Annotated in this window: 21 protein-coding genes, 1 tRNA gene, 1 rRNA gene and 2 pseudogenes; 17 read left to right on the forward strand and 8 right to left on the reverse strand. The window is 52.9% G+C overall.

Going from position 1 to position 26338, the window contains the following annotated elements; all coding sequences use genetic code 11:
- Positions 1 to 96: 96 nt before the first annotated feature.
- Positions 97 to 1176, reverse strand: a complete 1080-nt coding sequence (locus L1D43_RS17695) for a glycosyltransferase family 9 protein (protein WP_239853742.1) — start codon at positions 1174 to 1176, stop codon at positions 97 to 99.
- A 141-nt stretch (positions 1177 to 1317) separates the two neighbouring features.
- On the opposite strand from L1D43_RS17695, the pseudogene L1D43_RS17700 reads away from it, so the two are divergent.
- The 4 genes and pseudogenes from L1D43_RS17700 to L1D43_RS17715 all read left to right on the forward strand — a co-directional run.
- Positions 1318 to 1428: pseudogene (locus L1D43_RS17700) on the forward strand (dTDP-4-dehydrorhamnose 3,5-epimerase family protein); the annotation flags it as partial.
- Positions 1429 to 1478: 50 nt separating this feature from the next.
- Positions 1479 to 1631: pseudogene (locus L1D43_RS17705) on the forward strand (dTDP-glucose 4,6-dehydratase); the annotation flags it as partial.
- Between the two features lie 13 nt (positions 1632 to 1644).
- On the forward strand, positions 1645 to 1911 hold the full coding sequence (locus tag L1D43_RS17710; RefSeq protein ID WP_239853743.1) for a sugar nucleotide-binding protein: 267 nt from the start codon (positions 1645 to 1647) through the stop codon (positions 1909 to 1911).
- A 65-nt stretch (positions 1912 to 1976) separates the two neighbouring features.
- Complete coding sequence (locus tag L1D43_RS17715; RefSeq protein WP_239853746.1) at positions 1977 to 2702, forward strand: 3-deoxy-D-manno-octulosonic acid kinase; 726 nt, start codon at positions 1977 to 1979, stop codon at positions 2700 to 2702.
- Positions 2703 to 2722: 20 nt separating this feature from the next.
- Here the strand turns inward: L1D43_RS17715 and waaA are convergent, their stop codons facing one another.
- The gene (waaA, locus tag L1D43_RS17720) at positions 2723 to 3988 is read right to left on the reverse strand and encodes a lipid IV(A) 3-deoxy-D-manno-octulosonic acid transferase (protein ID WP_239853748.1); all 1266 of its coding nucleotides are present in this window, start codon (positions 3986 to 3988) and stop codon (positions 2723 to 2725) included.
- 286 nt (positions 3989 to 4274) lie between these two features.
- Here waaA and L1D43_RS17725 point away from each other — a divergent pair, with 286 nt between their 5' ends.
- The 5 genes from L1D43_RS17725 (at position 4275) to glpG (ending at position 8806) form a co-directional block, all read left to right on the forward strand.
- The gene (locus tag L1D43_RS17725; protein ID WP_239853750.1) at positions 4275 to 4928 is read left to right on the forward strand and encodes a TetR/AcrR family transcriptional regulator; all 654 of its coding nucleotides are present in this window, start codon (positions 4275 to 4277) and stop codon (positions 4926 to 4928) included.
- Positions 4929 to 5330: 402 nt separating this feature from the next.
- A complete protein-coding gene (locus tag L1D43_RS17730) occupies positions 5331 to 6524 on the forward strand; it encodes a glycine C-acetyltransferase (RefSeq protein WP_239853752.1) in 1194 nt (397 codons plus the stop codon).
- Positions 6525 to 6534: 10 nt separating this feature from the next.
- Positions 6535 to 7560 carry an L-threonine 3-dehydrogenase gene (gene tdh / locus L1D43_RS17735; protein ID WP_041508748.1) on the forward strand — a complete coding sequence of 342 codons (1026 nt, stop codon included), beginning with the start codon at positions 6535 to 6537 and terminating at the stop codon, positions 7558 to 7560.
- A gap of 88 nt (positions 7561 to 7648) precedes the next feature.
- The gene (gene glpE, locus L1D43_RS17740) at positions 7649 to 7954 is read left to right on the forward strand and encodes a thiosulfate sulfurtransferase GlpE (RefSeq protein WP_239853757.1); all 306 of its coding nucleotides are present in this window, start codon (positions 7649 to 7651) and stop codon (positions 7952 to 7954) included.
- A gap of 15 nt (positions 7955 to 7969) precedes the next feature.
- Complete coding sequence (gene glpG / locus L1D43_RS17745; RefSeq protein WP_239853759.1) at positions 7970 to 8806, forward strand: rhomboid family intramembrane serine protease GlpG; 837 nt, start codon at positions 7970 to 7972, stop codon at positions 8804 to 8806.
- 59 nt (positions 8807 to 8865) lie between these two features.
- Here glpG and elbB read toward each other — a convergent pair whose 3' ends face one another.
- Positions 8866 to 9519 carry an isoprenoid biosynthesis glyoxalase ElbB gene (elbB, locus tag L1D43_RS17750; protein WP_239853761.1) on the reverse strand — a complete coding sequence of 218 codons (654 nt, stop codon included), beginning with the start codon at positions 9517 to 9519 and terminating at the stop codon, positions 8866 to 8868.
- Positions 9520 to 9907: 388 nt separating this feature from the next.
- Between elbB and polA the strand changes: the two genes are divergently transcribed.
- Positions 9908 to 12658, forward strand: a complete 2751-nt coding sequence (gene polA, locus L1D43_RS17755) for a DNA polymerase I (protein WP_239853763.1) — start codon at positions 9908 to 9910, stop codon at positions 12656 to 12658.
- A gap of 752 nt (positions 12659 to 13410) precedes the next feature.
- Here the strand turns inward: polA and yihA are convergent.
- Positions 13411 to 14067 carry a ribosome biogenesis GTP-binding protein YihA/YsxC gene (gene yihA / locus L1D43_RS17760; RefSeq protein ID WP_239853767.1) on the reverse strand — a complete coding sequence of 219 codons (657 nt, stop codon included), beginning with the start codon at positions 14065 to 14067 and terminating at the stop codon, positions 13411 to 13413.
- Positions 14068 to 14236: 169 nt separating this feature from the next.
- Here yihA and L1D43_RS17765 point away from each other — a divergent pair, with 169 nt between their 5' ends.
- The 5 genes from L1D43_RS17765 to hemN all read left to right on the forward strand — a co-directional run bounded on the left by L1D43_RS17765 (position 14237) and on the right by hemN (position 19021).
- Positions 14237 to 14857 (forward strand): c-type cytochrome, encoded by a 621-nt coding sequence (locus L1D43_RS17765; RefSeq protein WP_041508742.1) that lies wholly within the window; start codon positions 14237 to 14239, stop codon positions 14855 to 14857.
- A 773-nt stretch (positions 14858 to 15630) separates the two neighbouring features.
- Positions 15631 to 16299: a class I SAM-dependent methyltransferase gene (locus tag L1D43_RS17770; RefSeq protein ID WP_041508741.1), complete on the forward strand. Its 669-nt coding sequence runs from the start codon at positions 15631 to 15633 to the stop codon at positions 16297 to 16299.
- Between the two features lie 47 nt (positions 16300 to 16346).
- Entirely contained in the window at positions 16347 to 16880 is a 534-nt protein-coding gene (gene yihI / locus L1D43_RS17775) for a Der GTPase-activating protein YihI (protein ID WP_239853769.1), read from the forward strand.
- Positions 16881 to 17004: 124 nt separating this feature from the next.
- Entirely contained in the window at positions 17005 to 17472 is a 468-nt protein-coding gene (locus tag L1D43_RS17780) for a DUF2489 domain-containing protein (RefSeq protein ID WP_239853771.1), read from the forward strand.
- 172 nt (positions 17473 to 17644) lie between these two features.
- The gene (hemN, locus tag L1D43_RS17785; protein ID WP_275659201.1) at positions 17645 to 19021 is read left to right on the forward strand and encodes an oxygen-independent coproporphyrinogen III oxidase; all 1377 of its coding nucleotides are present in this window, start codon (positions 17645 to 17647) and stop codon (positions 19019 to 19021) included.
- 96 nt (positions 19022 to 19117) lie between these two features.
- Here hemN and add read toward each other — a convergent pair whose 3' ends face one another.
- Positions 19118 to 20113 (reverse strand): adenosine deaminase, encoded by a 996-nt coding sequence (gene add / locus L1D43_RS17790; protein ID WP_239853773.1) that lies wholly within the window; start codon positions 20111 to 20113, stop codon positions 19118 to 19120.
- 234 nt (positions 20114 to 20347) lie between these two features.
- Here add and L1D43_RS17795 point away from each other — a divergent pair, with 234 nt between their 5' ends.
- Together L1D43_RS17795 and L1D43_RS17800 are read left to right on the forward strand one after the other, a co-directional pair.
- Positions 20348 to 22135, forward strand: a complete 1788-nt coding sequence (locus L1D43_RS17795) for a DUF885 domain-containing protein (RefSeq protein WP_239853774.1) — start codon at positions 20348 to 20350, stop codon at positions 22133 to 22135.
- A 124-nt stretch (positions 22136 to 22259) separates the two neighbouring features.
- A complete protein-coding gene (locus tag L1D43_RS17800; protein WP_239853775.1) occupies positions 22260 to 23249 on the forward strand; it encodes an alpha/beta fold hydrolase in 990 nt (329 codons plus the stop codon).
- On the opposite strand, the gene L1D43_RS17805 is transcribed toward L1D43_RS17800, so the two are convergent.
- From L1D43_RS17805 to rrf, 3 genes are all read right to left on the reverse strand, one after another.
- The gene (locus L1D43_RS17805) at positions 23238 to 25730 is read right to left on the reverse strand and encodes a GGDEF and EAL domain-containing protein (protein ID WP_239853776.1); all 2493 of its coding nucleotides are present in this window, start codon (positions 25728 to 25730) and stop codon (positions 23238 to 23240) included. The two genes, L1D43_RS17800 and L1D43_RS17805, sit on opposite strands and share 12 nt — an antisense overlap.
- 268 nt (positions 25731 to 25998) lie before the next feature.
- Positions 25999 to 26075: transfer RNA gene (locus tag L1D43_RS17810), tRNA-Asp, on the reverse strand.
- Between the two features lie 23 nt (positions 26076 to 26098).
- Positions 26099 to 26214, reverse strand: a 5S ribosomal RNA gene (rrf, locus tag L1D43_RS17815).
- Positions 26215 to 26338 lie beyond the last annotated feature (124 nt).

Consider the following 26338-nt stretch of genomic DNA (forward strand, 5'->3'; position numbering starts at 1 on the left):
TGGGAAAACCCCATCTTCCTTCATTGCATGGCTCTACTGATGGGTGCCAGATGAGCCAATCAAACCTAAAGTCTACCATTATTCGCCAACTCGTGGCTAATGGCAGCCGTGTTGAGAGGGCTCTGTCGCTTGAGCACCTTGGCTTGCCTTAGCCAAACGATCAAATTGGGCAATCACGGGTGCCACCTGGATCATCTCCATCAGATGCGCCCCCTTGGCACGTTTGCCCCAAGGCACCTCGCCCGAATGTTGCTGGGTAATTGCCTCATCATAGACACTGACCACACTCTCTAAACAGGTGTAGGGCCCGGTACGCCCAGGATTGGAGTGGGCGTAGAGGCCTATCACGGGCGTCCCCTGACTCACCGCCATATGAGCCGGCCCAGTGTCTGGCGCCAGGACTATGCTCGCCTGTTTCAGCAGCGCCAAGAGTTGTGTCAATGAGGTCTTACCCACCTGATTTTCGATACGGCCATCGCCATGTGTAACAATGGCTTCGGCAAGCTCACGCTCCATAGAGACCGGGCCGCCGCAGAGCAGCACACGATAGCCTTTCTCCAACGCATGGTCGGCCACCTTGGCATAACGCTCGGGCAGCCAGTTGCGCTCGGCCTTACTGGCAGCGGCGCAGATAATCAATGTTTTGTCTCCATCGGGGATAAGCTCGCGCGCAAATTCAGTATCGGTGACGGGCACAGGAATATTCCACTTAGGCGCAAGATCCGTGACACCCACGGCCTTGGCAAAGCCCATGAAGCCCTCGAGCACATGGGGAGTCGCCAGCGGCTCGACCCTATGATTGGTCACCAGCCACTGCCCCTCCTTGGCCCTGGCACGATCGAACCCCAAGCGCACCTTGGCCGAGATGGCCAAGGATGCGATGGTTGCCCTCAGCGCCACCTGCATGTGTAGCAGCACATCGAATCTACGTCCCTTAAGCGCCTTGCGGAGGTTAAAGTAACTGCGCCAGCCCTGAGACTTATCGAAGATCACAAACTCGATACCCGGCAGATGCTTAAGCAACTGATATTCCACCTTACCGATCACCCAGGTGATCTTAAGATCGGGATACTGGCGCTGAATCGCCTGCACCATGGCCACCGCATGACACACGTCGCCGATGGCGGATAAACGTAAGAGACACAAAGAGTGGGCAGTCTGCAAATTCAAGCTCATATTCGGGCCGCTGAGAAATAGTAAGGGAGTAAGGATCCGCAACGAGTTTAATGTAGAATGTCCCTAGGTTCCATGATTAGGCCGTCATAGGAACCAACTTTCTTTAAAACCTGTGGCCCTGTTGACCGGCCGGATGACACTATGAAGATCCACGATACCAACATTCCAGACGTTAAGCTGCTCGAACCTCGGGTGTTCGGCGATGAGCGCGGCTGTTTTTTCGAAACCTTTCGCGAGCGGTGGTTTAAGGAGCATCTGGTGGATCTCGATTTCGTGCAGGAAAATCAGAGCCATTCACTGCAGGGCACGATACCCGTTACGCCATCGATGCCAGTAAGCTCAGCAATAAATTGGGCTGGCAGCCAAGTGAAAGCTTCGTCAAAGGCCTCGAGAAGACGCTGGACTGGTATCTAATGCATCTGGAGTGGTGTCATCGGGTGGTGAGGCAGTCTTAATGGGCCAGGCACGATGAGAAAGATATTGGTGATCGGTCGCCAGGGGCAGGTTGCCCAGGCGCTCAAGGCGACTCAGCCTAACGACTACTGGGTGGACTACCAGGGCCTGATAGATCAAGCGACTAAGGTTAGCCCCACCAGCACCCAAGACTATGGCGCACCAGCACCTCGCCCTCCCTACAGCGCGTTGAATTGCAGCCAATCACAAACCATTCTGCCCGCCAAGCCTTGGCAGGTGAATCTTAGCCAGGTACTGCAACAACTGGTGAAAGAGGGCTGACAGGGCGCCAATATCGGGTACAATTCCCCATAGCGACCACCCAAGCCCGTTGAGCCAGTAAATCTATGCAAATAAAACCTACCGATGCCGGTTGTATCGTCTTTAACCAGCCTTCGCTCAAGGCGATCACCCCTGATTGGTTTACCTTCGATTACTGGCAAGAGTTAGGCGCCATCACGGGCTCATCGACGGGGCGTTACACCACCTGGTTTGTCAACCCTCATCCACTGAGCCAGGCGCCGGAAGATGAATGGGTACTCAGACACTATTATCGTGGTGGCATGATGGAGAAATTCAGCCGCGACGCCTATCTCTATACTGGGCTAAAGCGCTGCCGGGCAATCGCGGAATTCACCCTGCTGGAGCAGCTGTTTGAGGAAGGGTTTGCCGTACCTGAGCCGGTGGCGGCGCAGATCCAGCGTAGCGGCCCCTATTACCGTGGCGACATCATCATCAAGCGGATACCGGACGCGCGGGATCTGGTGGCTAGGCTAAAGCGGTCACCTATGTCCGCGGAGCTTTGGCAGGCACTCGGTGCCTGTATCGCCAAGTTTCATCACCGCGGCGTCTACCACGCGGATCTCAATGCCAAGAACATACTGCTCGCCGATGACAGCTTTACCCTGATCGACTTCGATCGCGGCGCCCTCAAGAAACCTGACAGCAAGTGGCAACAGGCCAACCTCGACCGCCTGCTGCGCTCCTTCAACAAGGAGAAGGGCAAGGCACCCGAACTACACTTTACCCAGGAAAACTGGCAGCAGCTGCTAGCGGGTTACGCCCAGACCTAGCTAGGCCGACCGATTAGCGACTAAGCCTTAATCAACTCACTAGCTAGGGCGAACTGCGCCGTCAGTGCCCCCTTGTTGGCCTCGACCACCTCGAGCCCGGCCTCTCTGGCACCCAGATAGGCCGCCTTATCATCAAACTTATGCACCAAGGCCTGAGCCAGCTCATCGCCATTCTGCACCAGCGCCAATGAGCCCGCCTCCTTGAGCAGCCCTGTGATCTCGGCAAAATCCCAATGGTGAGGCCCCACATAGACGGGCAGGCCTATGGCCGCCGGCTCCAGCGGATTATGGCCACCATTCTCGATCAGGGTACCACCGACGAAGGCCTGATCCGCCGCGCCATAGAAGCTCAACAACTCGCCCATGGTATCTCCGAGCAGCACCTGAGTCTGCTCATCTACCACCTCTTGACGACTACGTCGCGCCAGCACCAGCCCCGCCGCCTTGACCCGGCTTGCCGCCGCATCAAACTGCTCCGGATGCCGGGGCACCAAGACCATTAGAGCGTGAGGAAACCGCATCAGCAGACTCTTGTGCGCGGCGAGCATGATGTCGAACTCGCCCGGGTGCACACTGCCAGCTACCCAGACGGGGGTCTCCATACGCTGCCACTGCTGACGTAGCCCCTTGGCCTGCTCGAGCAAGTCTGGCGCTATGGTGAGGTCGAACTTAAGACTGCCTGTGACCTTTACCCGCTCGGCATCGACCCCCAAGTCGATGAATCGCTGCGCCGCCTGGGGCGACTGGGCGGCGATCAGGTTCAGAGAACGGAGCATGGGTTGCGACAGCTTGGGCCTACCCCGATACTGATTCGCCGACTTCTCCGACAGGCGAGCATTAGCCAACATCAGCTTGATCCCCCGGCGCTTGGCCTGATGGATAAGATTAGGCCACAGCTCAGTCTCCATGATGATAATTTGTTTGGGTTGCAACTGGCCCAGAAAGCGCGCCACACACAGAGGCAGATCGAAGGGCAGGTAACAGTGCTGCACCGACTCGCCGAAGGCCTTGAGCACCTCGGCCGAACCAGTCGGGCTGGTCGTGGTGATAGTGAGGTTAAGATCTGGGTAGGCGACCTGTATCTGCTTAATGAGCGGAATCGCCGCCAGGGTTTCCCCCATAGAGACCGAATGAATCAGTAGATCTGCCTTCGAAAGCTTGGCCAAACCGAAACGTTCGCCCCAGCGACCACGGTAATCCGGGCTCTTAACTGCCCGAATCACCAAATAAAGAATTAGCAGGGGGCTTAACAGATACAGCAAGATTGAATAGAGAGTACGATTCATAGGGCTCGGCACTTAGACAGGGGCAATTTACTCATAGGGCTTAATAGTAACATATGCCTGACGCCGACGGGCGGCAAACGCCAGTGACCCGATACAATGTCAGCCAACTTGATAAAAGGAGTGAAAAACAGGATGTTAATCTTAACTGGTCTGAGTAGCCATAGATTGACTTTTACCCGCTGGCTGATAAGTTGCAACTGGAGCCTTTACTCGAATGTAGCCAATTATCCAGTCCACCTATTCACTTGAGTGCGCTGGTAGATAACCGACCTGACTTAGGATCAAGATGAAAACCCGCGATAAAATCGTCCATGCCGCCCTGGCCCTGTTTAACGAACATGGTGAGCGCAGCATCACCACCAACCATATTGCCGCGCATCTGGGGATCAGCCCGGGTAACCTCTACTACCATTTCCGCAATAAAGAAGACATTATTCGCTCCATCTTCAGCCTCTATGAGCAGCACCTGGAGACAGGCTTTCAGCCCTATGAAGGCAAGAAGGTAGATGTCGACCTCTTGATCGGCTACTTCGATGCCCTCTTCTACACCCTGTGGCAGTTCCGTTTCATGTACGCCAACCTGGTGATCATCCTCAGCCGCGACGAAGAGCTCAACAAACGATATACGGTCACCCATGAACAGGTACTCAAGAAGGCCACCAGCATTCTTAGCCAGTTGAAACAAGATGGCGTAGTGGTGTTGGAAGATGCCGAGATCACCCCGTTGGCCGACACCATCCGTATGGTGGCCTGTTTCTGGATCAGCAACCAGCTCACCCACTCGGAAGCCACCCAGATCACTAAGACCTCGCTCTACGAGGGCCTGCTAAGGGTATTGATGATCTTCAAGGCCTACGCCAGCGAGTCCGCCAGACCCACCTTCATCAGACTGGAGCAACACTACCAGGCCCTAGCTAAGGCGGAACAAGAGGAAGACTAGGCGAGCATTGGCTGCGCGCCAGCCTCTACAGCCATCGGATACCGCCAGTTGTGACATTTCGCATTATTTTTTGTTATGCGAAAGTTGCACATGCACTAACTTAGTTAATAGCGCAAAAAAAAATGTGGCGCCGGCCGGGTTTAAGGTTAGAATTCGGCCAGCCTAGCGCGATCCATATCCCAGGCGCCCCCTTTTCCGACAGGCTTGTCGGCAACAATAGATGGTCGAAACTGAACTAGACTTAATCATTCATCGACGGGGCGATACCTGGCTATGACAAGCCTGACTTATGCGTTAAACATGGTTCCTAACTTATCGCCTTTCCTCGAGTTTATCTGCCAAGCGTGCAGACTCGAGCAAAGCATACAAAAATAAAACGAGACAGAAAGAAGGAGACTACAGGTGGCAACGACCTCATTCTACGATCAAATCAATCAGCAGCTGGCTGAAGTGAAAGCGGAAGGCTTATACAAGAGCGAGCGCGTTATTGCCTCTCCTCAGAAGACAGAAATCCAAGTCAACGGCCACGAAGTGATGAACTTCTGCGCCAACAACTACCTCGGCCTAGCCAATCATCCCGAACTGATCGCCGCCGCCCAGCAAGGCCTGAGCGATCACGGCTTCGGCATGGCGTCTGTGCGCTTCATCTGTGGTACCCAAGATATTCATAAGCAACTCGAAGCCAGCCTAAGCGAATTCCTCGGCATGGAAGATACTATCCTTTACTCTTCTTGCTTCGATGCGAACGCCGGCCTGTTCGAGACCCTGCTCGGCGCCGAAGACGCCATCGTCTCAGATGCCCTGAACCACGCCTCTATCATCGACGGTGTGCGTCTGTGTAAGGCCAAGCGTTTCCGCTATGCCAACAACGACATGGCCGATCTGGAAGCACAGCTGCAAGCGGCAAAGGCGGCCGGTGCGCGCCACATTCTGATCGCCACCGACGGCGTATTCTCGATGGACGGCGTCATCGCCAACCTTAAAGGTGTCTGCGATCTGGCTGATAAATATGGCGCCCTGGTCATGGTGGACGACTCTCACGCCGTAGGTTTCATCGGTCAAAACGGCCGCGGTACCCACGAGTATTGCGACGTGATGGACAGAGTCGACATCATCACGGGCACCCTGGGCAAGGCCCTGGGCGGCGCATCGGGTGGATTTACCTCTGCCAAGAAAGAGGTCGTCGACTGGCTACGTCAACGCTCGCGTCCTTACCTCTTCTCTAACTCGCTGGCACCTTCAATCGTCACCGCCTCGATTCATGTGCTGGAGATGCTCAAGTCTGGCCAGGCGCTGCGCGAAGCCGTATGGCAAAACAGCCGTTACTTCCGCGAGAAGATGACAGAAGCAGGCTTTACCCTGGGCGGCGCCGACCACGCCATCATCCCTGTGATGATTGGCGATGCCAAGCTGGCCAGCGACTTTGCTAACCGTCTGCTGGAAGAGAACATCTATGTGATCGGCTTCTCCTTCCCTGTGGTACCTAAGGGCCAAGCCCGTATTCGTACCCAGATGTCTGCCGCTCACACCCGCGAGCAGCTAGATCGCGCCATCGATGCCTTCACCCGCATCGCTAAAGAGATGGGAATTATCTAGGAGTCTATCGATGAAAGCCCTAAGCAAACTCAAGCCTGAAGAAGGCATCTGGATGGTTGATGCGCCAAAACCTGAAGTTGGCCACAACGATCTGCTGATCAAAATTCGTAAGACCGCCATCTGTGGCACAGACGTACATATCTACAACTGGGACGAATGGTCGCAAAACACGATCCCCGTCCCTATGGTGGTCGGCCACGAATACGTGGGCGAAGTGGTCGAGATTGGCCAGGAAGTCCGTGGCTTCCAGATTGGCGATCGCGTATCGGGCGAAGGGCACATCACCTGTGGTCACTGCCGTAACTGCCGCGCGGGCCGTACTCACCTGTGCCGCAACACCTCGGGTGTAGGCGTTAACCGCGAAGGCGCATTTGCCGAGTATCTGGTGATCCCAGCATTCAACGCCTTTAAGATCCCCGACGATATCTCTGACGATCTGGCCTCAATCTTCGATCCTTTCGGCAACGCGGTACACACGGCGCTGTCGTTCGATCTCGTGGGCGAAGATGTACTGATCACGGGCGCAGGCCCTATCGGCATCATGGCAGCAGCCGTCTGTCGTCATGTTGGCGCACGCCATGTGGTGATCACAGATGTGAACGAATACCGCCTCGAACTGGCCAAGAAGATGGGCGCCACCCGCGCCGTCAACGTGGCCAAGGAGAAGCTGGAAGATGTGATGCAGGAACTGGGCATGACCGAAGGCTTCGATGTGGGTCTGGAGATGTCCGGCGTACCGGCCGCCTTCCACTCTATGCTGGATACCATGAACCACGGCGGCAAGATCGCCATGCTGGGTATTCCCGGCGGTGACATGGCTATCGACTGGAGCAAGGTGATCTTCAAGGGCCTCATCATCAAAGGGATCTACGGCCGTGAGATGTTTGAGACCTGGTACAAGATGGCCAGCCTGATCCAATCTGGCCTGGATATCTCCCCTATCATCACACATCACTACAAAGTCGATGATTTCCAAGCAGGTTTCGACGCTATGCGCTCGGGCCAGTCGGGCAAGGTGATCCTCAGCTGGGACTAATCCCCCGAACCACCCGCAACCGGGGCTGTACTCTCACGGCCCCATGTTGCACACTTATCCTATCCCTCTTTTGCTTTACAGGTTGACTATGTCTGCTTTTCAACACCTGAGTGTCAATCAACTCATCCATATGCTGGAAGACAATGCCGAATTACAGGTGGTCGATATCCGCGACGGCGCCAGCTTCGAGGCGGGGCAGATCCCCGGCTCCACCAACCTCAACAACGAAAACCTGGCACGCTATATCGCCGAGGCCGATATGGATAGCCCACTAGTCGTGGTCTGCTACCACGGCATCAGCAGCCAGAACGCCGCACAATACCTGCATGAGCAGGGTTTCGATGATGTCTATAGCCTGGACGGCGGCTTTCAGGCCTGGCGCGAAGCCCATTAATCACCCGAGGTGAATATGTTGGAACTTGGTCGTCTCCCCAATGAGCGCGCCGCCCAGGCGCTGATCGATTACCTCAAGGGCCAGGGCATAGATTGCCGGCTGCAACATGCCGAGCTTGGGGTCACTCTCTATGTCACCCGAGAACAAGACTATGCCAAGGCGCGCCAGGAATATGAGCACTTTGTTCGCAATCCCTATGACGACAAGTACCTTCAGGCATCTTGGGAGAATGGCAGCACGGGCACCAAGCTAGACTACGGCGCGCCTGGTCTGCAGCTGGTGACTCAGTTCCTGTCCGGGGCTGGCCCCTTGACCCTGAGCGTCATGCTGAGCTGCACGCTAATCTATTTCGGCTTTATCTTCGGCTTTGCCAACCCAATCTTCGAGGCGCTCTCTTTCTTCGGCGCCGTGCCAGATAGTGATACCACTCAGATATGGCGAGTATTTACGCCGAGCCTGATGCACTTCTCCGCCATGCACATCATCTTCAACCTGCTCTGGTGGTGGTATCTGGGGGGTAAGATAGAGAACAAGCTGGGTGTCACGCCGCTGGCGACCCTGTTGTTGATCGCCGGCACACTGCCGAATGTGCTGCAGTATGCCATAGGTGGTCCCAACTTCGGCGGTCTCTCGGGCGTGGTCTATGCTGTGGTGGGCTACACCTGGATAATGGGAGTCAAGCGTCCCGAGAAAGGAATCGGCCTGCCTCCTGCCTATATAGGCTTTATGTTGATCTGGCTGGTATTCGGCTTTACCGATATGTTTGGCCTCTCCATCGCTAACGGCGCCCATATCGGCGGCTTGATGGTAGGCTTAGCCCAAGGCTTTATCGACAGTCGCCGACGAGCTTGATGCAAAGCTGAGCTCAAAAGGGCCCAGCAACATGCGGGCCCTAATTTAATTAACTCAGATCACGCCAGCTCAATCACCTTCTTCACTAGCTTATCTATGCCGATATGGGCCTGGGCAATATTCTCGGCCAACATATAGGCCGGGGTACTCACCAGTTTGCGACCCTCATCGACAACTATCTGTTCGACATTGGCGTCCACATGCTCACCGCCCATCAGATTAAATGCATGGGCAGTCTCGCTGTCATGGCCTATGGTGCCTTTGGCCTTCTCGCCATAGAGCTTAGGGATCATCACAGGCGAGATACAGATGAAGCCGACGGGCTTGTTCGCCTCGACAAATTCACCGATGAAAGTCTGTACGCTGGGCGCCACCTCGCACTCGCTACCGACCACGGCAAAGTTACACAGGTTCTTCGCGGCGCCAAAACCACCCGGGATCACCAGGCCATCGAATGCCTGAATATCTAGCTCGTCAGTTGCCTTAATGTCGCCACGGGCGATGCGCGCCGATTCCACCAGCACGTTGCGATGCTCACCCACAGCCACCTCACCGGTGAGATGATTCACCACATGCATCTGCTCTATGTTAGGTGCAAAACATTGGTAACTCACTCCGGCCTGGGTCAGCGACAGCAGAGTCAATACCGCCTCATGAAGTTCGCTACCATCGAACACTCCCGCGCCGCTTAATAAAACAGCAAATTTTTTCATTAAAAACTCCTTTAATAGACCGAATGGTTTTAACAACTAAATAACAAAAGGGTTGATCTGATTATTTTTCATGCTAAGTTAGTTCATCGACTCTAACAAGGCCGAACAATTTCGCCAAGTCAGAGCGTTAATATGGATGACAAAATAATAAATCCACAAATTAGGAATTTTTACTCGGAAGTAATACCTAGTTCACACAAAAATATAATATAAAAATAAATCAACAAGTTACATCACCCGCTTATGTTCGTCGTCGTGATACCTACTCGCTGAAACTTTTTTAGCTCACAGACTTATCCACAGGCTGCTGAGTAATTTGCCGTGGCCGAAATCGCCCTAATATGGCATGCTAGCGCCATCATCGCATACCGAAAAAATAGATAAAATTATGCCTAATATCGCTGAAAACCCACTCATTCTTGTGGATGGTTCTTCCTATCTTTACCGCGCCTACTATGCGCCCCCCCATCTAACCAACTCCAAGGGTGAGGCCACGGGTGCCGTTTATGGCGTGATCAACATGCTACGCAGCCTGCTCAACCAATATAAGCCGACGCAGATGGCGGTGGTGTTCGATGCCAAGGGGAAAACCTTCCGCAATGAGATGTATGCCGAATATAAGGCCCACAGACCGCCGATGCCAGACGATCTCAGGACGCAAATTGAGCCGCTACACCGCATCATTCGCGCCCTGGGGCTTCCTTTGGTCTGTATTCCCGGCGTCGAAGCCGACGATGTCATAGGCACCATCGCCAGGCAGGCCAGTCAGGAAGGTCGTGCCGTGCTGATCAGTACCGGCGATAAAGATATGGCACAGCTGGTCGATGACAAGATCACCCTGATCAACACCATGACCAACACCATCCTCGGCCCTGATGAAGTGAGCGAGAAATTTGGTGTCGGCCCAGAGCTGATCATCGATCTCCTGGCCCTGCAAGGCGATAAGGCGGATAACATTCCCGGCCTACCCGGTGTCGGTGAGAAGACGGCGCTGGCGATGCTACAAGGCGTGGGCGGCGTCGATGCAATCCTTGCCAACCCAGACAAGATGCCGGAGCTCGGCTTTAGAGGCTCCAAGACGATGCCGGCCAAACTCGCCGAACATGGCGACATGCTTAAACTCTCCTATGATCTGGCAACTATCAAGTGTGACGTCGAGTTAGAGCAAGACTGGCATCAGCTCAATATTCAAGACGCGGATCGCGACGAGCTAATCAAATGCTACGGCGAGATGGAATTTAAACGCTGGCTGGCCGAGGTATTAGACAATAAGTCTGGCAGCGACAGTCAAGAAGAAGCCGAAGAAGCGCCTGCGCCCCAGGCGATCGATGCCCAGTACGATACCATTCTGACTTGGGAAGCCTTCGATGAGTGGCTCAAGGCCCTGGCTGCCGCGCCGCTGTTTGCCTTGGATACGGAAACCACCAGCCTCAACTACATGGAGGCCAAGCTAGTCGGCCTATCTTTTGCCATCGAACCAGGCAAGGCCGCCTACCTACCGCTTGCCCACGATTATGCCGGTGCACCAGAGCAGCTCGACAGCGAGCAGGTACTCGCCAAACTCAAGCCACTCCTGGAAGACGCCAAGCTTCTCAAGGTGGGGCAAAACCTTAAATATGACATGAGCATACTGGCCAATGTCGGCATCACCCTCAAGGGGGTGGCCTTCGATACCATGCTCGAATCCTATGTCTTTAATTCGGTCGCCTCTAAGCACAACATGGACGACCTGGCACTGAAATACCTGGGCCACAAGAATATCAGCTTCGAAGAGATCGCCGGCAAGGGCGTGAAGCAGCTGACCTTCAACCAGATCCCGCTGGAGACGGCGGCGCCTTACGCGGCCGAAGACGCCGATATCACACTCAGGTTACACCAACACCTCTGGCCGAGACTGGAAAAAGCCAGCGAGCTTGCCAGCGTCTTTACCGACATTGAGCTACCTCTGGTCACCATACTGTCTCAGATTGAGCGTCAAGGGGTGTTGATCGACAGCATGTTGCTGGGTCAGCAGAGCGAAGAACTGGCTCGCAAGATAGACGAGTTGGAACAGAAGGCCTATGAGATCGCCGGCGAGCCCTTTAACCTGGGTTCGACCAAACAGCTGCAGGCGCTCTTCTTCGAGAAGCTTGGCTATCCGGTATTGAAGAAGACCCCTAAAGGCGCGCCGTCCACCGCGGAAGAGGTACTGGTCGAGTTGGCACTGGATTATCCACTACCCAAGATCATCCTGGAGCACAGGAGCCTGTCGAAACTCAAGAGCACCTATACCGACAAGTTGCCGCTCATGGTCGATGGCAAGACTGGCCGGGTACACACCAGCTATCATCAGGCGATTGCCGCCACGGGTCGCCTGTCATCAAGTGAACCTAACCTGCAGAATATCCCCATTCGTACCGAAGAGGGTCGCCGTATTCGCCACGCCTTCGTGGCGCCGGAGGGACGCAAGATCCTCGCGGCCGACTATTCGCAGATAGAACTGAGGATCATGGCGCATCTGTCACAGGACAAGGGACTGCTGAGCGCCTTTGCCCAAGGCAAGGATATTCACAGGGCCACCGCCGCCGAGGTGTTCGACGTCGATTTTAGCGAGGTCACCAGCGAGCAACGCCGCCGCGCCAAGGCGGTCAACTTCGGTCTCATCTATGGCATGTCGGCCTTCGGTCTGGCCCGCCAGCTGGATATTCCGCGTCACGAGGCCCAGCAATATATCGACATCTACTTCAAGCGCTATCCTGGCGTGCTCAAGTATATGGAAGATACCCGCGCTGCCGCCGCCGAGCAGGGTTATGTATCGACCCTCTATGGTCGTAGACTCTACCTGCCGGCTATCAAAGATAGAAACGCCATGCGTCGTCAGGCCGCCGAGCGCGCCGCGATCAACGCCCCCATGCAGGGCACGGCTGCCGATATCATCAAGAAGGCCATGATCAACATAGCCCAGTGGATTGAGTCAGAGACACAGGGAGAGATCACCATGATCATGCAGGTGCACGATGAACTCGTGTTTGAAGTTGACGCCAACAAGGCTGACTCACTCAAAATCAAGGTGTGCGAATTGATGGCACAGGCCGCGTCACTGGATGTCGAGCTGCTGGCCGAGGCAGGCATTGGCGACAACTGGGAGCAGGCCCACTAGACTGGATGCTTAGCGAACTAGCCTCGACAGGAACAATGTTCTAACGAGGCCATGTTTCAAGGAAACATTAGCTCAAGGAAACAGTACCTAGAGAAGAAGATGCCCCGGCCCCGCCGGGGCATTTTTTATGCTGCCAGGCCTGTTTTCCATGGGATTTCCCCTCTTTCCCCCCTTGGAGCCGTAAAAATCGTCAAAAATAGTAATATTTTTTCACTTAAGTGGACTTTTAAACTAAATGGCTCTTTTAAGGGCATTTTTTGTAAATTCCAGATCAAAAACCTGTGTCTTTATTGAGCACTTTTTTAGATGTTGCTCACATTATTGTCGTTTTTTACAAAAAACAGTTTCCCATAATACGGCCAATGAAGTATTATTCTCTGCGTAGGGTACAGAGGTTAAGATGTTCTATCTTTCAGACCTTTTTTTATTTCACGTTAAGTGAAATGCCAAATTATGGCGCCCCAGCAAGTTACTTGCTGGGGCTTTTTTTCGCCTGAAATTTATTTTAGAGCAAATACTTTAATTGCGATGGGATTCGGGCTATCCTATGGCCACTGAGAACTTTTGGTCGATGACCAACAGAACTTGAGTCTTGTTGAAATTTAGCTTCTCCCCAAAAGAGCTAATGTATTTTTGCCGATGGCGTAGCCCTCGGCATTTTTTTTGCCCGCTCTCCTATCAGCTAAATACCAGGCATAAAAAAGCGCCCCCAATCTGGAGGCGCTTTCTATTCACACATCACTTAGCCTAAGCTACTCTTGCTCGGCGTCGGCCAAGGCCTCCACCAGCCAGTCTGGATGACACCATTCGTTAAGAATCCCCAGCACCTTAGGCTTGCCGGTTCCCTTCAGAGAAGAGAATGGCTCCACCTTCACACCGTCGCCGAAGTCTGCCAATGCCTTACGCACCTCGTTGACCGTCTTCATGCGGGCGCTCTGCGCCAGCTTGTCACACTTGGTCAGCAAGGCCAGCACTGGGATGTCGCAATCGACCGCCCACTCTATCATCTGCATGTCGAGATCTTTGAGTGGATGGCGAATATCCATCAATACAACTAGGCCGCTCAAGCAGGCACGCTCTTGCAGATATTGCCCCAGTGCCTGCTGCCATTTCTTCTTCATGGCCAAGGGCACCTGCGCGAAACCATAACCGGGCAAGTCCACCAGGCGTCTGTGCTCATCGAGCGCAAACACGTTGATCAGCTGGGTACGCCCAGGTGTCTTACTGGTTCTTGCCAGGTTCTTCTGTTCGGTTAATTGGTTTAATGCGCTCGACTTTCCGGCATTAGAACGACCGGCAAAGGCGATTTCGACGCCTACATCACCGGGCAAGTGCTCATCCAGATGCGCAATATCCGGCGCACTGATCAAAAACTTGGCCTGTCGAAAATCGATACGAGAATCAGTCACTACCCACCCCAAAATTTGTTATTTCTTCAGTTTAAATATCGAAGACTTGCTTACATTTGCACAATTTCGTGTAAAATATTACCCCGATCACATAAATCATATTTTATCACGCTTGCAGGTCACTCTCGTAAGCTCAGGACAAAAAATTTAACTTAAAAGTTGGAACGCCATGAAAAAGTTCGCTATTGCGCTATCAATGTTAGCCACTCTATCAACTCCGGCTCTAGCAGCAGGTGATGCTGAAGCGGGAAAAACTAAAGCAATCATTTGTTCTGCCTGTCACGGTGTTGATGGTAACAGCATGATCGACATGTACCCCAAGCTTGCGGGTCAACAAGAAACTTATCTGAAGAAGCAGCTAACCGAGCTGCGCCAAGCGGCGCACACAGGTGGCAAAGAAGGCCGTAACGATCCAATGATGAGCCCAATGGCGGCAGCATTGTCAGATCAGGATATCGAAGATTTAGCGGCTTACTTCTCTTCACAAAAACTTGCAATGAGCGAAGTGAAAGATGTGCCTGAGCTAGGCGAACAGCTTTACAAGGGTGGCGACGCCGTACGTGGCGTGACCGCATGTATCGCCTGTCACGGTCCAAGTGGTCAAGGCTCAGAAGCAGCTGGCTTCCCAGCCATCGCGGGTCAACACGCTAACTATATCAAGATCCAGCTGAATAAGTTTCATGATACAAGTCGTAACAACGACTTAAACGGCATGATGCAAGACGTTGCCAAGAAGCTGACCAGCGAAGATATCGAAGCACTATCTAAATATATTTCAAGCATTAAGTAATTAATCGCTAGAAAGTGAAAGGGTGGTCAATACCACCCTTTTTTACCACTTTAAGTTTACGTTTACGTAAACTGTTGAAAATTGATGCTTGACATAGATCACAGATTTCGTTTTAATTGTGCCCGTACCGAGGTAAACCCAACTGTTTGTATAAAATCTATCTAATAACAATAAACAGATTTCGGTATGTGATTACATTTAAGATATAAGAATAAAGTTAAGTAAAAATAATAATAATTTTTTGACCACTCACTAAAAATAATAAGAGTAGTACTTCGCATCTGAAGTCGGGTCGTAATAACTTAGTAAGGATATTGGTTAGGAAGGCCAATGCGCTAATTAGCATTCTCCTTACGGTTCAGGAAACAGTTAATCTGCTTACTGCTGAACTTTAACGTAAACCTAACAGGGATGGTTTATTAGGCGTCAAAGATGACGATATGGATTGTGATGTGTCAAGAAGACCATCTACGGAAGCTGTGGTCAGGAAGGCGACAGGGAAAGAAAAAAAGCGTCTGGAAGACCGAAAACGAAAATAACTATGCATGGAAAGCAGATTAAAAAATAAGATGGAATCCGACTGGGAGAGTCGCATAGCAAGTAAGGAAACTTGGAATCAGAATTGAGTACCTTTGGTACTTTTTGGAAGGCGACAGTGATACTGTCGCCTTTTTTTATACCCAACAAAAAATACGCTTCTGTTTCCACCTGGCCTACAGTAAATTAAACAGGCAACTGCAATTAACCCAGCCTTTGAGAGTCATGCCCGAGCCATGCGAAGATGCCCCCTGTGCACCAGCGAAGCTACCGCCCCCTTCTATCAAGATAGAAAACGAGCTATCTATCGCTGTAAACGCTGCATGCTGCTGTTTGCCGATGCCAGCTCTCATCTGCCCCCTAGCGCCGAGGTAAAACGCTACCGCTCGGCCAATAGTAAAGACAAACCTCTGCAACAATTCTTATCGAGCCTGATCACTCAGTGTGAGCAGCAGGTTCAGGGACCACTACTTGGACTCAACTTCGGGCGACTGCTAGGCCAACCGGCCATAGACGCCATCATGGCCCGAGGTCACCAGCTCAACCAATATGATCCACACTTCGCTCCGGATCATACCCTGCTGAGGCTCAAGTACGACTTCATCTGTTGCTATCGTGTCTTCGAACACTTTCGCTTTCCAGGTAAAGAGTGGCAGCTGCTCTGTTCTCTGCTCAAACCCGGTGGCTGGATGGCAATCAGCACCCAGCTGCTCACCGAACTTCAGGGCTTTCCCAAGTGGCATCATAAGAACAATCTGACCCATGTCAGTTTTTATCAGGAGGCCACCTTCCAATATTTGGCAGCCCAGGCTGACTTTAGGCTATTATTCGCCTCGAAAGATCTCATTTTGGTGCAAAAACCAACAGGATCTGGTATAACACGCGACCCAAGTTCACTTATCTGACTCAGAGTTAGGTAGGTTCACGATTTTTTGTAGTTGAGATTAACGCTATGACACGTAAGAAAACGCGCAAGATCAATGAGAATGCGCCAAAACGTCCGCCTAGAACCAAGAAAGAAGACCGTGCCCTCACGGGCAAGAAGCAGAAGTCGGGCAATAAAGCGGGCAGTCGTCATAACGAAAAACAGATCCAACAGAAGCAATCGGGCACGGCCCAGGCGAAAGATCCTCGCCACGGCAGCAAGAAGCCTATCGCGCTGGAGTTACCGACTCAGACGCCTGTAGCCAAGCAGCCCAAGGCGCCTAAGATGAGCGATGAGCAGAAGCTGCTGAAGCTAGAGGAAGATCCTAGACTCAACAAGCTGCTGGATATGCTCGAAGAGGGTCGCGATCTCAACGAGGCGGACCAGGCTTGGTTAGAGAAGCAGCTGACAGAGATAGAGCGCCTGATGGATCGCCTAGGCATCACGGAAGAGGACGATCTCGAGCATGTGATGAAGACCACGGTCGGCTCAGACGACGATCTCCTGGAGAAGTTTGAATCTGGCGCCGATCTGCTCAAAGATTACCAGGATAAAGACTAGCCCCGCGGCTAACCCAAATGGCATCGATTCGATGCCATTTCGCTATCTACGCCAGGTAAACAATACCTAGCCACTATCACCTGGCGAAAGCAAACAACTAGCAACCCAAAACCTCGGACTGATTATGACCACGACACTCCTCATCCTAGGCGCCATCATCATCTTAGGCCTGGCCGCCTACGCCGCCAGCCTGCTACTCAAGCTAAAACAGCAAACCGCCCAACAAAAAGCCCAGCGCGAGGCCCAACAAGCGGCCAAAGATGCCAAAGAGCTGGAGCTGCTGGGCAACATCCACTATATCGCCACCGCCATGCTCGAGGAGCGCTGCGAACTCTCAGAGGGCGTGATGCGTATCGGTAAACTCTTTAATATTCTCGGCCACGACGAACAGGTAAAGCACCAGTATCCGGCGCTCTTTAAGCATTTTGAGGTCATAGAATCTCACCCCATCATGGAGCAGCGGAAGGCTCTGGCGAAACAGCAACGGATGAAGCTAGACTTAGAGAGAATGAAGTCAGAATCGGCGCTGCAAGCCGAGATCATGGCCGAGGTGGCCCTGCTGGCCAAGGCCTATGCCCACCTCAGCCATTGACGTGAGTCGGTGCACAAAAACGGCTTAACACCAAGACATTTAAGCCGAAAACAAGGATATTCATCAGCTAACATAAATTGCAGTGCTAATTTGCAACCTGGATCAATGTTATTCGCTCAATAACATTGCATACTTCGCTAGTTGCTAATTTACCACCCTCGGAGGACACGCCTTGAAGCAGCCCACCCAAATTAGTTGGGATCAGTCAATGATCGAAAAATATAATTACAGCGGTCCTCGTTATACCTCTTACCCGACCGCACTAGAATTTGACGCCTCCTTCACCGAAGAAGACCTGCTCACCTCTATTGCCAACAGTAAGAGCAATAAACTATCGCTGTATCTACACATTCCTTTCTGCGCCAAGCTCTGCTACTACTGCGGCTGCAACAAGGTGATCACCCGTCACCAGCACAAGGCAGACCAATATATCGAATATCTCGCGGCAGAGATCGTCAAACGTGCACCACTGTTTAAGCATTACCAGGTAACCCAGATCCACTGGGGTGGCGGCACGCCAACCTTCCTCAGCCCGGAGCAGATCCTCAGGCTGTCGGCGCTGCTAAGAGAGCACTTTAATATTGCAGACGAGGGTGAATACTCTATCGAGGTCGATCCACGCGAGATCGAACTCTCTATGCTAGACACCCTTAAAGAAGCCGGCTTCAACCGTATCTCGGTTGGCGTGCAGGACTTCAACAAAGAGGTGCAGATTGCCGTTAACCGCGAACAGGACGAGCAGTTTATCTTCGACCTGATTGCCAAGGCGAAAGAGATGGGCTTCGTGTCGACCAACATCGACCTGATATACGGCCTGCCACACCAGACGCCAGAAAGCTTCGCCGAAACCATGCAACGCGTACTAGATCTGTCGCCCGACAGACTCTCTGTGTTTAACTACGCTCACCTGCCGGCACGTTTCGCCGCCCAGCGTAAGATTAAAGACGAGCACCTGCCGACCCCACAACAGAAGCTGGAGATGCTACACCAGACCATCGAGACGCTGACGGGCGCTGGCTATCAGTACATAGGCATGGATCACTTCGCCAAGCCAGATGATGAGCTTGCTATTTTGCAGAACGAAGGACGCCTGCACCGTAACTTCCAGGGTTACACCACCCAGGAAGAGTGTGACCTGCTGGGCCTAGGTGTCTCCTCTATTAGCCAGATTGGCGACTGCTACGCCCAGAACCAGAAAGATATCCGCCCCTACTACGAGTCGGTGGACGAGAAGGGTCACGCCCTGTGGAAAGGCTGTAAGCTCAATCGTGACGACGAGATCCGCCGTGTCGTAATCAAGCAGCTGATCTGTCACTTCGACCTGGATATGGCCAAGATAGATAAGCAGCTAGGCATCAAGTTTGAAGAATACTTCGCCGAAGATCTCAAACTGCTACAAACCTTCATCGACGACAAGCTGGTCGAAGTGAAAGACAGAAAGATCACCGTAGGCGAAACAGGCCGTCTGCTGATCCGTAATATCTGTATCTGTTTCGACGTTTATTATCGTGACAAGGCTCGTCAGCAGCAGTTCTCAAGGGTTATCTAAACCCAAAGATAAAACAAGCCGATGAATTATCATCGGCTTTTTTATGGCTAATACTTTAAGCCATAGCACTTTAAGCTAGTGCTTTAAGTTTGCGCTTTAAGCCTTAGCGGCATAGAGCGCCTTGCGCTCGCTGTCGGAGATAAAGGCCATCTCCACGCCGTTGCGTTGCAGCTGCGCCAACTCGGCGTCGCTAAAGCCCATCTCCCGCTTCACAGTGTCGTACTCATGCTTGATGTCGATGGCGCTCACGCCAGGATCATCTGTGTTGAGGCCGATCAACACCCCGGCCTCCATGAAGGTACGCAGCGGATGCTCCTGATAACTGGTCACTGTAGACGTATGCAGGTTACTTGTTGGGCAAGACTCTATGCCTATCTTATTGGCAGCCAGATACTCCATCAGCTTAGGATCGTGGATGGCATTGACCCCATGGCCGATACGGGTCGCACCGAGCTCCTGAATAGCCTGCCACATGCTCTCGGCACCAGCCGCCTCACCGGCATGCGCCGTAATCGCCAGTCCGGCGTCACGCACCTTCTTAAAGTGATCGTTAAACAGGGCGCCTGGGAAGCCTAGCTCATCCCCCGCCAAGTCCATCGCCACCAGGTGCTGCTTGTGTGCCAGCAAGGCGTCTAGCTCCTGCATGCAGGCGTCCTGACCGAAGGAGCGCGACATGATGCCGATCAGGTTGATCTTCACCTCATAGTCCTTGAGGCCCGCCTTAACACCATCGATGACGGCTTCGACAACCCCCTCGATCGGCAGCTTATGGTTCATCGCCATATAGTAAGGACTGAATCTCAGCTCAGCGTAATCCAGGCCAGAGATCGCCGCATCGGCAACATTCTCGTAAGCCACACGTTTTACCGCATCAAGATCTGCCAGTACGGCAACCATCCAGTCTAGCTTCTTCAAAAAAGCGACCAGGCTGGATTCTTTCCCCTGAATTTGAACGAAAGGCGCTAAACCTTCCAAGGTGTCGGCAGGTAAAGCAATATTGTGTTGGTGGCCCAGGTCCCAAATCGTTTCCACCCTGACGTTACCATCAAGATGACGATGCAGATCCACCAACGGAATGGATGTATCAATCATATTTAACCCCTATTTGAACCCCTCAGCCAATATTGTTTTTTATCTGGTCTGAAGTTGTTGCAACTATAACACGCATTTTTTAACGATATGCATGACTTATGTTCAGCTTTCGACCAAAGTCCGTTGCAATACCTGCTGACAATTTATCTTGTGTCATGGGTGACCCACCAAATTGAATATTGCATAATCGTTGAGCTTATACCTAGGCCCATAATAATGACAACAGGATCACCCATGCATAAACCCTTAGCCCCTTGCCTACTCATACTCAGCCTCACGGCCTGCCAAATGGCACCCACGGCGGATGTCGGCACGACACCGCAAACCACTGTCAGCCAGAGTCATCTGCAATTGCAGCGCATCATAGACGATGCCTGGCAACTTAGATTAGAGTCTAGTCCAGAAATGGCCTACTCACAGGGCGACGAAACGGCGGCGGGTAAACTGGACGATCTCTCCCCGGAGGCACTGGCTAGTCACAATCAGGCCGAAAGTGCCCTGTTGGCTCGCCTCAAGGCATTAGATATGGCATCGCTCGACAAGGCCGATCGCATAAACGCCCAGATACTCGCCTATCAGCTACAAAACAGCGTCGACCAGTACCGATTTCACGACCATTACTTACCCATTACCGCCGAGAGTGGCTTTCACGCCTATATCGCCTCCATCGCCAAGGGTAACTTCAACAACCAAGCTGATTATCAGCACTACCTGAGCAAGCTCGAGGCGCTGCCTCACTATTTTGCCCAGCAAACCTATTGGCTAAAGCAGGGACTCGCTAAGGGCATCACGCCCGCCAAGGTAGTCTTAAACGGCTTCGAGGAGAGTATCAGCGCCTTCATAGTGCCGGTTGAGCAGAGCGGTTACTTCAAGCCCTTCACACACTTTCCCAAGCACTTCACCGAGGCTCAGAAAAACGAACTAACGGCGCAAGGCAAGGCCCTGATTGAGCAGAATGTATTGCCCAGCTACCAGGCCTTCTATGACTTCATGACCCAAGAATATATCCCAGGCGCACGCCAAAGTATTGCCGCCTACGATCTTCCCGACGGTGAGGCCTTCTATGAGAATCGCGTACGCCACTACACCACGCTGCCGATGACGGCCGACGAGGTGCATCAACTCGGGCTCAAAGAGGTCAAACGCATTCGCGCCGAGATGCAAGCGATCATAGATAAGTTAGGCTACCAGGGCAGCTTCGCCGATTTCTTACACTTCCTGCGCACAGATCCTCAGTTCTACGCCAAGACTCCAGAGCAGCTCCTGAAAGAGGCTGCCTTTATCGCCAAGAAGGCCGATGCCATGCTACCGAAATTCTTCGGCAAACTGCCACGCACGCCCTATGGCATCCAGGAAGTGCCCGCTGAGATCGCCCCTAAATACACCACGGGGCGTTACTCCGGCGCCAGTGGCGACGACCAACCCGGCTATTACTGGGTAAACACCTATGCCCTGGACAAACGTCCTCTATATGAGTTGGAGGCCCTGACCCTACACGAGGCCGTGCCGGGTCACCACCTGCAGATCTCCCTCAACACAGAGCTGACCTCCTTGCCTAACTTCCGTCGTTACAGCTACATCTCGGCATTCGGAGAAGGCTGGGGACTCTACTCAGAATATCTCGGGCTGGAAGGTGGTTTCTATCAAGATCCCTACAGCAACTTCGGCCGCCTGACCTATGAGATGTGGCGCGCCGCCCGTCTGGTGGTCGACACCGGCATGCACGCCAAGGGCTGGACTAGGCAGCAGGCCATCGACTATATGGCCAGTAACACGGCACTGTCGCTACACAATGTCACCACTGAGATAGACAGATATATCTCCTGGCCGGGTCAAGCCCTGTCGTACAAGATAGGCGAACTCACCATCAAGCGTTTGCGCGCCAAGGCGGAGAAGGCCCTAGGTGAGAAGTTCGATATCCGTGCCTTCCACGACGCCGTCTTAGCCAATGGCTCAGTGCCCATGGCGCTACTCGAACAGCAGATAGACGACTTCATCGCCGCACAGGCGGCCGCTAAGTAGTAATCCTCCTCTGGCGTCCTAGTCCCACGATAGTGGCGCCAGAGACACTTAGCCTCCTTAAGCCATTAATCGCGATAACATATCGTGCTACACTCAGGCATCTTGTTCCTAATTCAGATTGCCCATGTCCACAGCCCCAGTCTCTACAAGCAGTGGCGCCATCGCCACAACACTGCCGGTTTTTTCCAGCGAATTAGAAGACAATCGACAGCAGCTAGATACTTTCTGGCAGGGCGTGGAGCAAGGCTATCTGACAAGTAGCGATGGGCTCAAGCTGGCCTACTGTATGGCCACACACCCCAACTCGACCCGGGCGATCGTGATCAGCAGTGGTCGCGTCGAGGCCTATCTAAAATACCAAGAACTGATCTTCGATCTCTATCAGTTAGGATATAGCGTCTATGCCTTGGATCACAGAGGCCAGGGGCTTTCAACCAGGCTGACCGATAATCCGCACCAGGGGCACGTAGAGAAGTTTGCCGACTATGTGCGCGACTTTAGTCATTTCATCGATACGATTGTCACCCCCAAGCAACATGACCGACTGTATCTAGTGGCGCATTCCATGGGCGGAACCATAGCCACACTGTATCTGCAACAGGCGCCAGAAATATTCGATGCGGCCGTACTCTCGGCTCCCATGTACGGCATCTGCCTACCTATGCCTAAGCCCTTCGTGCGTTGGTTGGCGGGACACCTGGACAATGGCTCGAGCAATAAGCCCAACTATGTCTTAGGTGGAAAAGATTATATTGCCGCCCCCTTTGAGGAGAACGACCTAACCCATAGCGCTACTCGCTATCAAGACTATCGTAAGCTATATGAGACCTACCCGCAGCTGAAGCTAGGCTCGCCAACCAATCGCTGGTTAACCGAGTCTCTCGATGCCTGTGAGCAAGCCATTCAGGCCGCGAAACACGCACAGACACCGATATTGATCTTGCAGGCGGAAGAAGACACCATCGTCGATAATCGCGCCCAAGATGCCGCCAAGGGGGAGCATTGCCACCTCTTTAGGGTCGCCCATGCCCGTCATGAGATCTTTATGGAAAGGGATAGCGCCCGAAACCAGGCGCTGAATCAACTGGCAGACTTTCTCAGCCTACACGCTTGATATCACGGGTGGTTCATCCAGCCTAACCAGCAGGCGGCCTAGCTCTTCTCCCGGCATAGGCCGGTGGAACAGATAGCCTTGATATAGGTCACAGCGATAGACCTTTAGCTGCTCGAACTGAGACTGGATCTCGACTCCCTCGGCAACAAACTCCAGATTCAGGCTATGAGACATATCGATCATGGCCTTAACGATCGAGGCGGACGCCTCGCCATTGCCCATGTCTCTAATAAAGCTGGCATCTAATTTAAGGCGATTTAGCGGCAGCTCCTGCAGATAGCTCAGCGAGCTATAACCGGTACCGAAATCATCCACCGCGATACTGATCCCGGCCTCTCTTAGCAGAGTCATGGTCTGACGCACCTGTTGAAGATCGGTCAATAACACATGCTCGGTCAGTTCCAACTCGATATGGGCAGGACTGATCCCTTGCTCCTGCAGCGTGGCCAATAACTTAGACGCAAACTCATCCTGATGGAACTGACGGGCGCTGACGTTGATTGACACCATGGGCGGGCAGATGTTCTGTGACTTCAACTCTCGAATAAAGCGACAAGCCTCCAGCAACACCCACTCACCCAACTCGATAATCAGCGCGCTACCCTCGGCAACCGGAATAAAGTCAGCCGGAGAGATCGCCCCATTCTGTGGATGATGCCAACGCAGCAGGGCCTCGACCGAGGCGATCTCGCCCTTGGCATTTAACAGGGGCTGGTAGAAGAGAGACAACTGATGGCGAGAGGCAGCATGCACCAGCTCGGTTCGGATCATCAGATTTTGCGCAGCACGCTTATCCATCTCACTGCTGTAGACCACACAGGCATCGCGGCCACTCTCCTTAGCCTGAGCCAAGGCCATGTTAACCCGTTTTAGTTGTTGTTCCGGTGGGGTGGCCTCACTCGGATCTATGATGGCAATTCCGACGCTCGCGGAGAGATTAAAAGTATGACCGCTGATATGAAAGCTGCGAGCGATGAGCTGACGCATCTGGCTTGCCAACGCCTGAGCACGACGTCGAGCACTGAGAAGATCTTCAGGCAGCTTCTTCACCAAAATCACAAACTCGTCGGCCGCCACACGTGCGATAAGTGAATTAGAAGAGAAATAACTAGATAGCCTAGCCGCTATCTGAATCAGCAGCCTGTCACCACCATGATGCCCCAGAGCATCGTTAACCACCTTGAAGTTATCCAGATCCAGCATAAACAAGGCGGCACAGCTTCCCGACTCATCCTGCTGCTGATAGAGTCCATCCATCAAAGCGCGACGATTAGCCAGATCCGTGAGCGGGTCATGCTTGGCCTGATGCATCGCCGCCTTCTGATTGCGAATATCCTCGGTCACATCGGATAGTGTGCCTATCATGCGTAGCGGCTTACCCTTCTCATTCCACGCAACTGTCATGCCGCGATCCAGCACCCAGATATAATGGCCCTGCTGATGACGGAGTCGATGAACGCTCTCAAACTCCTCGGTTTCGCCATTGAGGTAGGCGTTGAGGCTCTTGAGTATTCCTTCCTTGTCCTCAGGATGTAACCGGCTCTCCCAGGTTTCTAACTCGGGCATCAAGTCTTCGGGCCCATAGCCCAACATATCTTTCCAACGATCCGAGAGAAATACACTGTCATCCTCCAGGTTCCAGTCCCAGATGCCATAGCGAGAGACCTCTACGGCAAACAGCCATCTCTGCTCGCTATCCTTAAGCTGTTTCGCCCCTTGTTGGAATCTATCCTTAAAGCGCTGGAGATTCTGCTCTAAGCTATGCAGCTCGATGAAGGGGGACTCAATCTTCTTATTCCTCGGCTCAGGCTCTGACTGACCCAAAGCCGCCGCCTGGCGGCTCAGATGACGAATCGGCGACAAAACAAAGTAGTAAAACAGGCCGAGCAAGACAAAGGTGGTCGCCAGGGCGATTGCCCCCGTTCTCATCAGGCCGACAAATACGGTTTCATCGCTGGCGGCCAGCATGGGCGCCATGTCATATTCGAGATAAATAAGCTCGGGACGTTCCACCGACAGGGATGAGAGTAGAGGTGTAATGGGATAGTAGGCCTGTATCGACTGACGCTTGTCATTGAAGTAAATCCTAGACTTACCCTCGGCGACCCTGTCTCGATGCTCCTGACTATCATAACCATCGATCACCAACTGTGCCGAGCTGTCACGCCATACACCATGATTAGCAAAGCGTATGTCTCCTTTGCCATCGATAAGCGTATACACAGATAGCCGAATGTCGCTGCCAAGCAAGGCAAGCTCCTCTTCTACCCGGGTGAAGTCTTGCGCCTTAGCGGCCATCGCCACCAGATGATTCATCCGCATCAGCTCTTGAGACAGAGACTCGACCTGGGAGGTGGATACATGGTCTCGACGCTGCTGTCGCTCGACAAAATAACTACTGGTTATGAAAAACGCGAACAACAAGACACACACCAGAGGTGCGAAGAGCATGAGCGAGGGACGCGAGACAAATTTCAGCAAAGTCACTACACCTAAAGAAAAGGGTCGTCAGACGTAACACATCTTATCAATACAGGATCTACTGCGTGTGTTTGTGCCGATTATGCCACATTTAAGTTACTTAGTGGCTAAACATTATTGCATTTAGCTATAAGCATATAGAGATTAGCTAGGACGACGAGTGCAGGGCCATGCTGAGGAGGGAGTATCTCGAATGCCTACATCCAAATTGAGAACGGCCAAAACGAAAAAAGCCCTAGCATTGCTGCTAGGGCTTTCGTCTTAATGTTGGCGGAGCGGACGGGACTCGAACCCGCGACCCCCGGCGTGACAGGCCGGTATTCTAACCAACTGAACTACCGCTCCTTTGGGCTAGGCCCAAATTAGGCGCCTGGAAATGACCTACTCTCACATGGGGAGACCCCACACTACCATCGGCGCGATTGCGTTTCACTTCTGAGTTCGGGATGGGATCAGGTGGGGCCACAATGCTATGGTTTCCAGACAAATTCTTACTGGTTAATTCTTCGTCTGACGGCATTGTTTCCTCGCTGCAGTGCTCATGTACTCTAGTACACTCCGCGCTTCGCTTCGTTACGGCTTTGTCAGCCAAACAATTACCTGCGTAA

The organism is Shewanella sp. Isolate8 (assembly GCF_022398495.1).
In the GTDB taxonomy this organism is placed as follows: Bacteria; Pseudomonadota; Gammaproteobacteria; order Enterobacterales; family Shewanellaceae; genus Shewanella; species Shewanella aquimarina.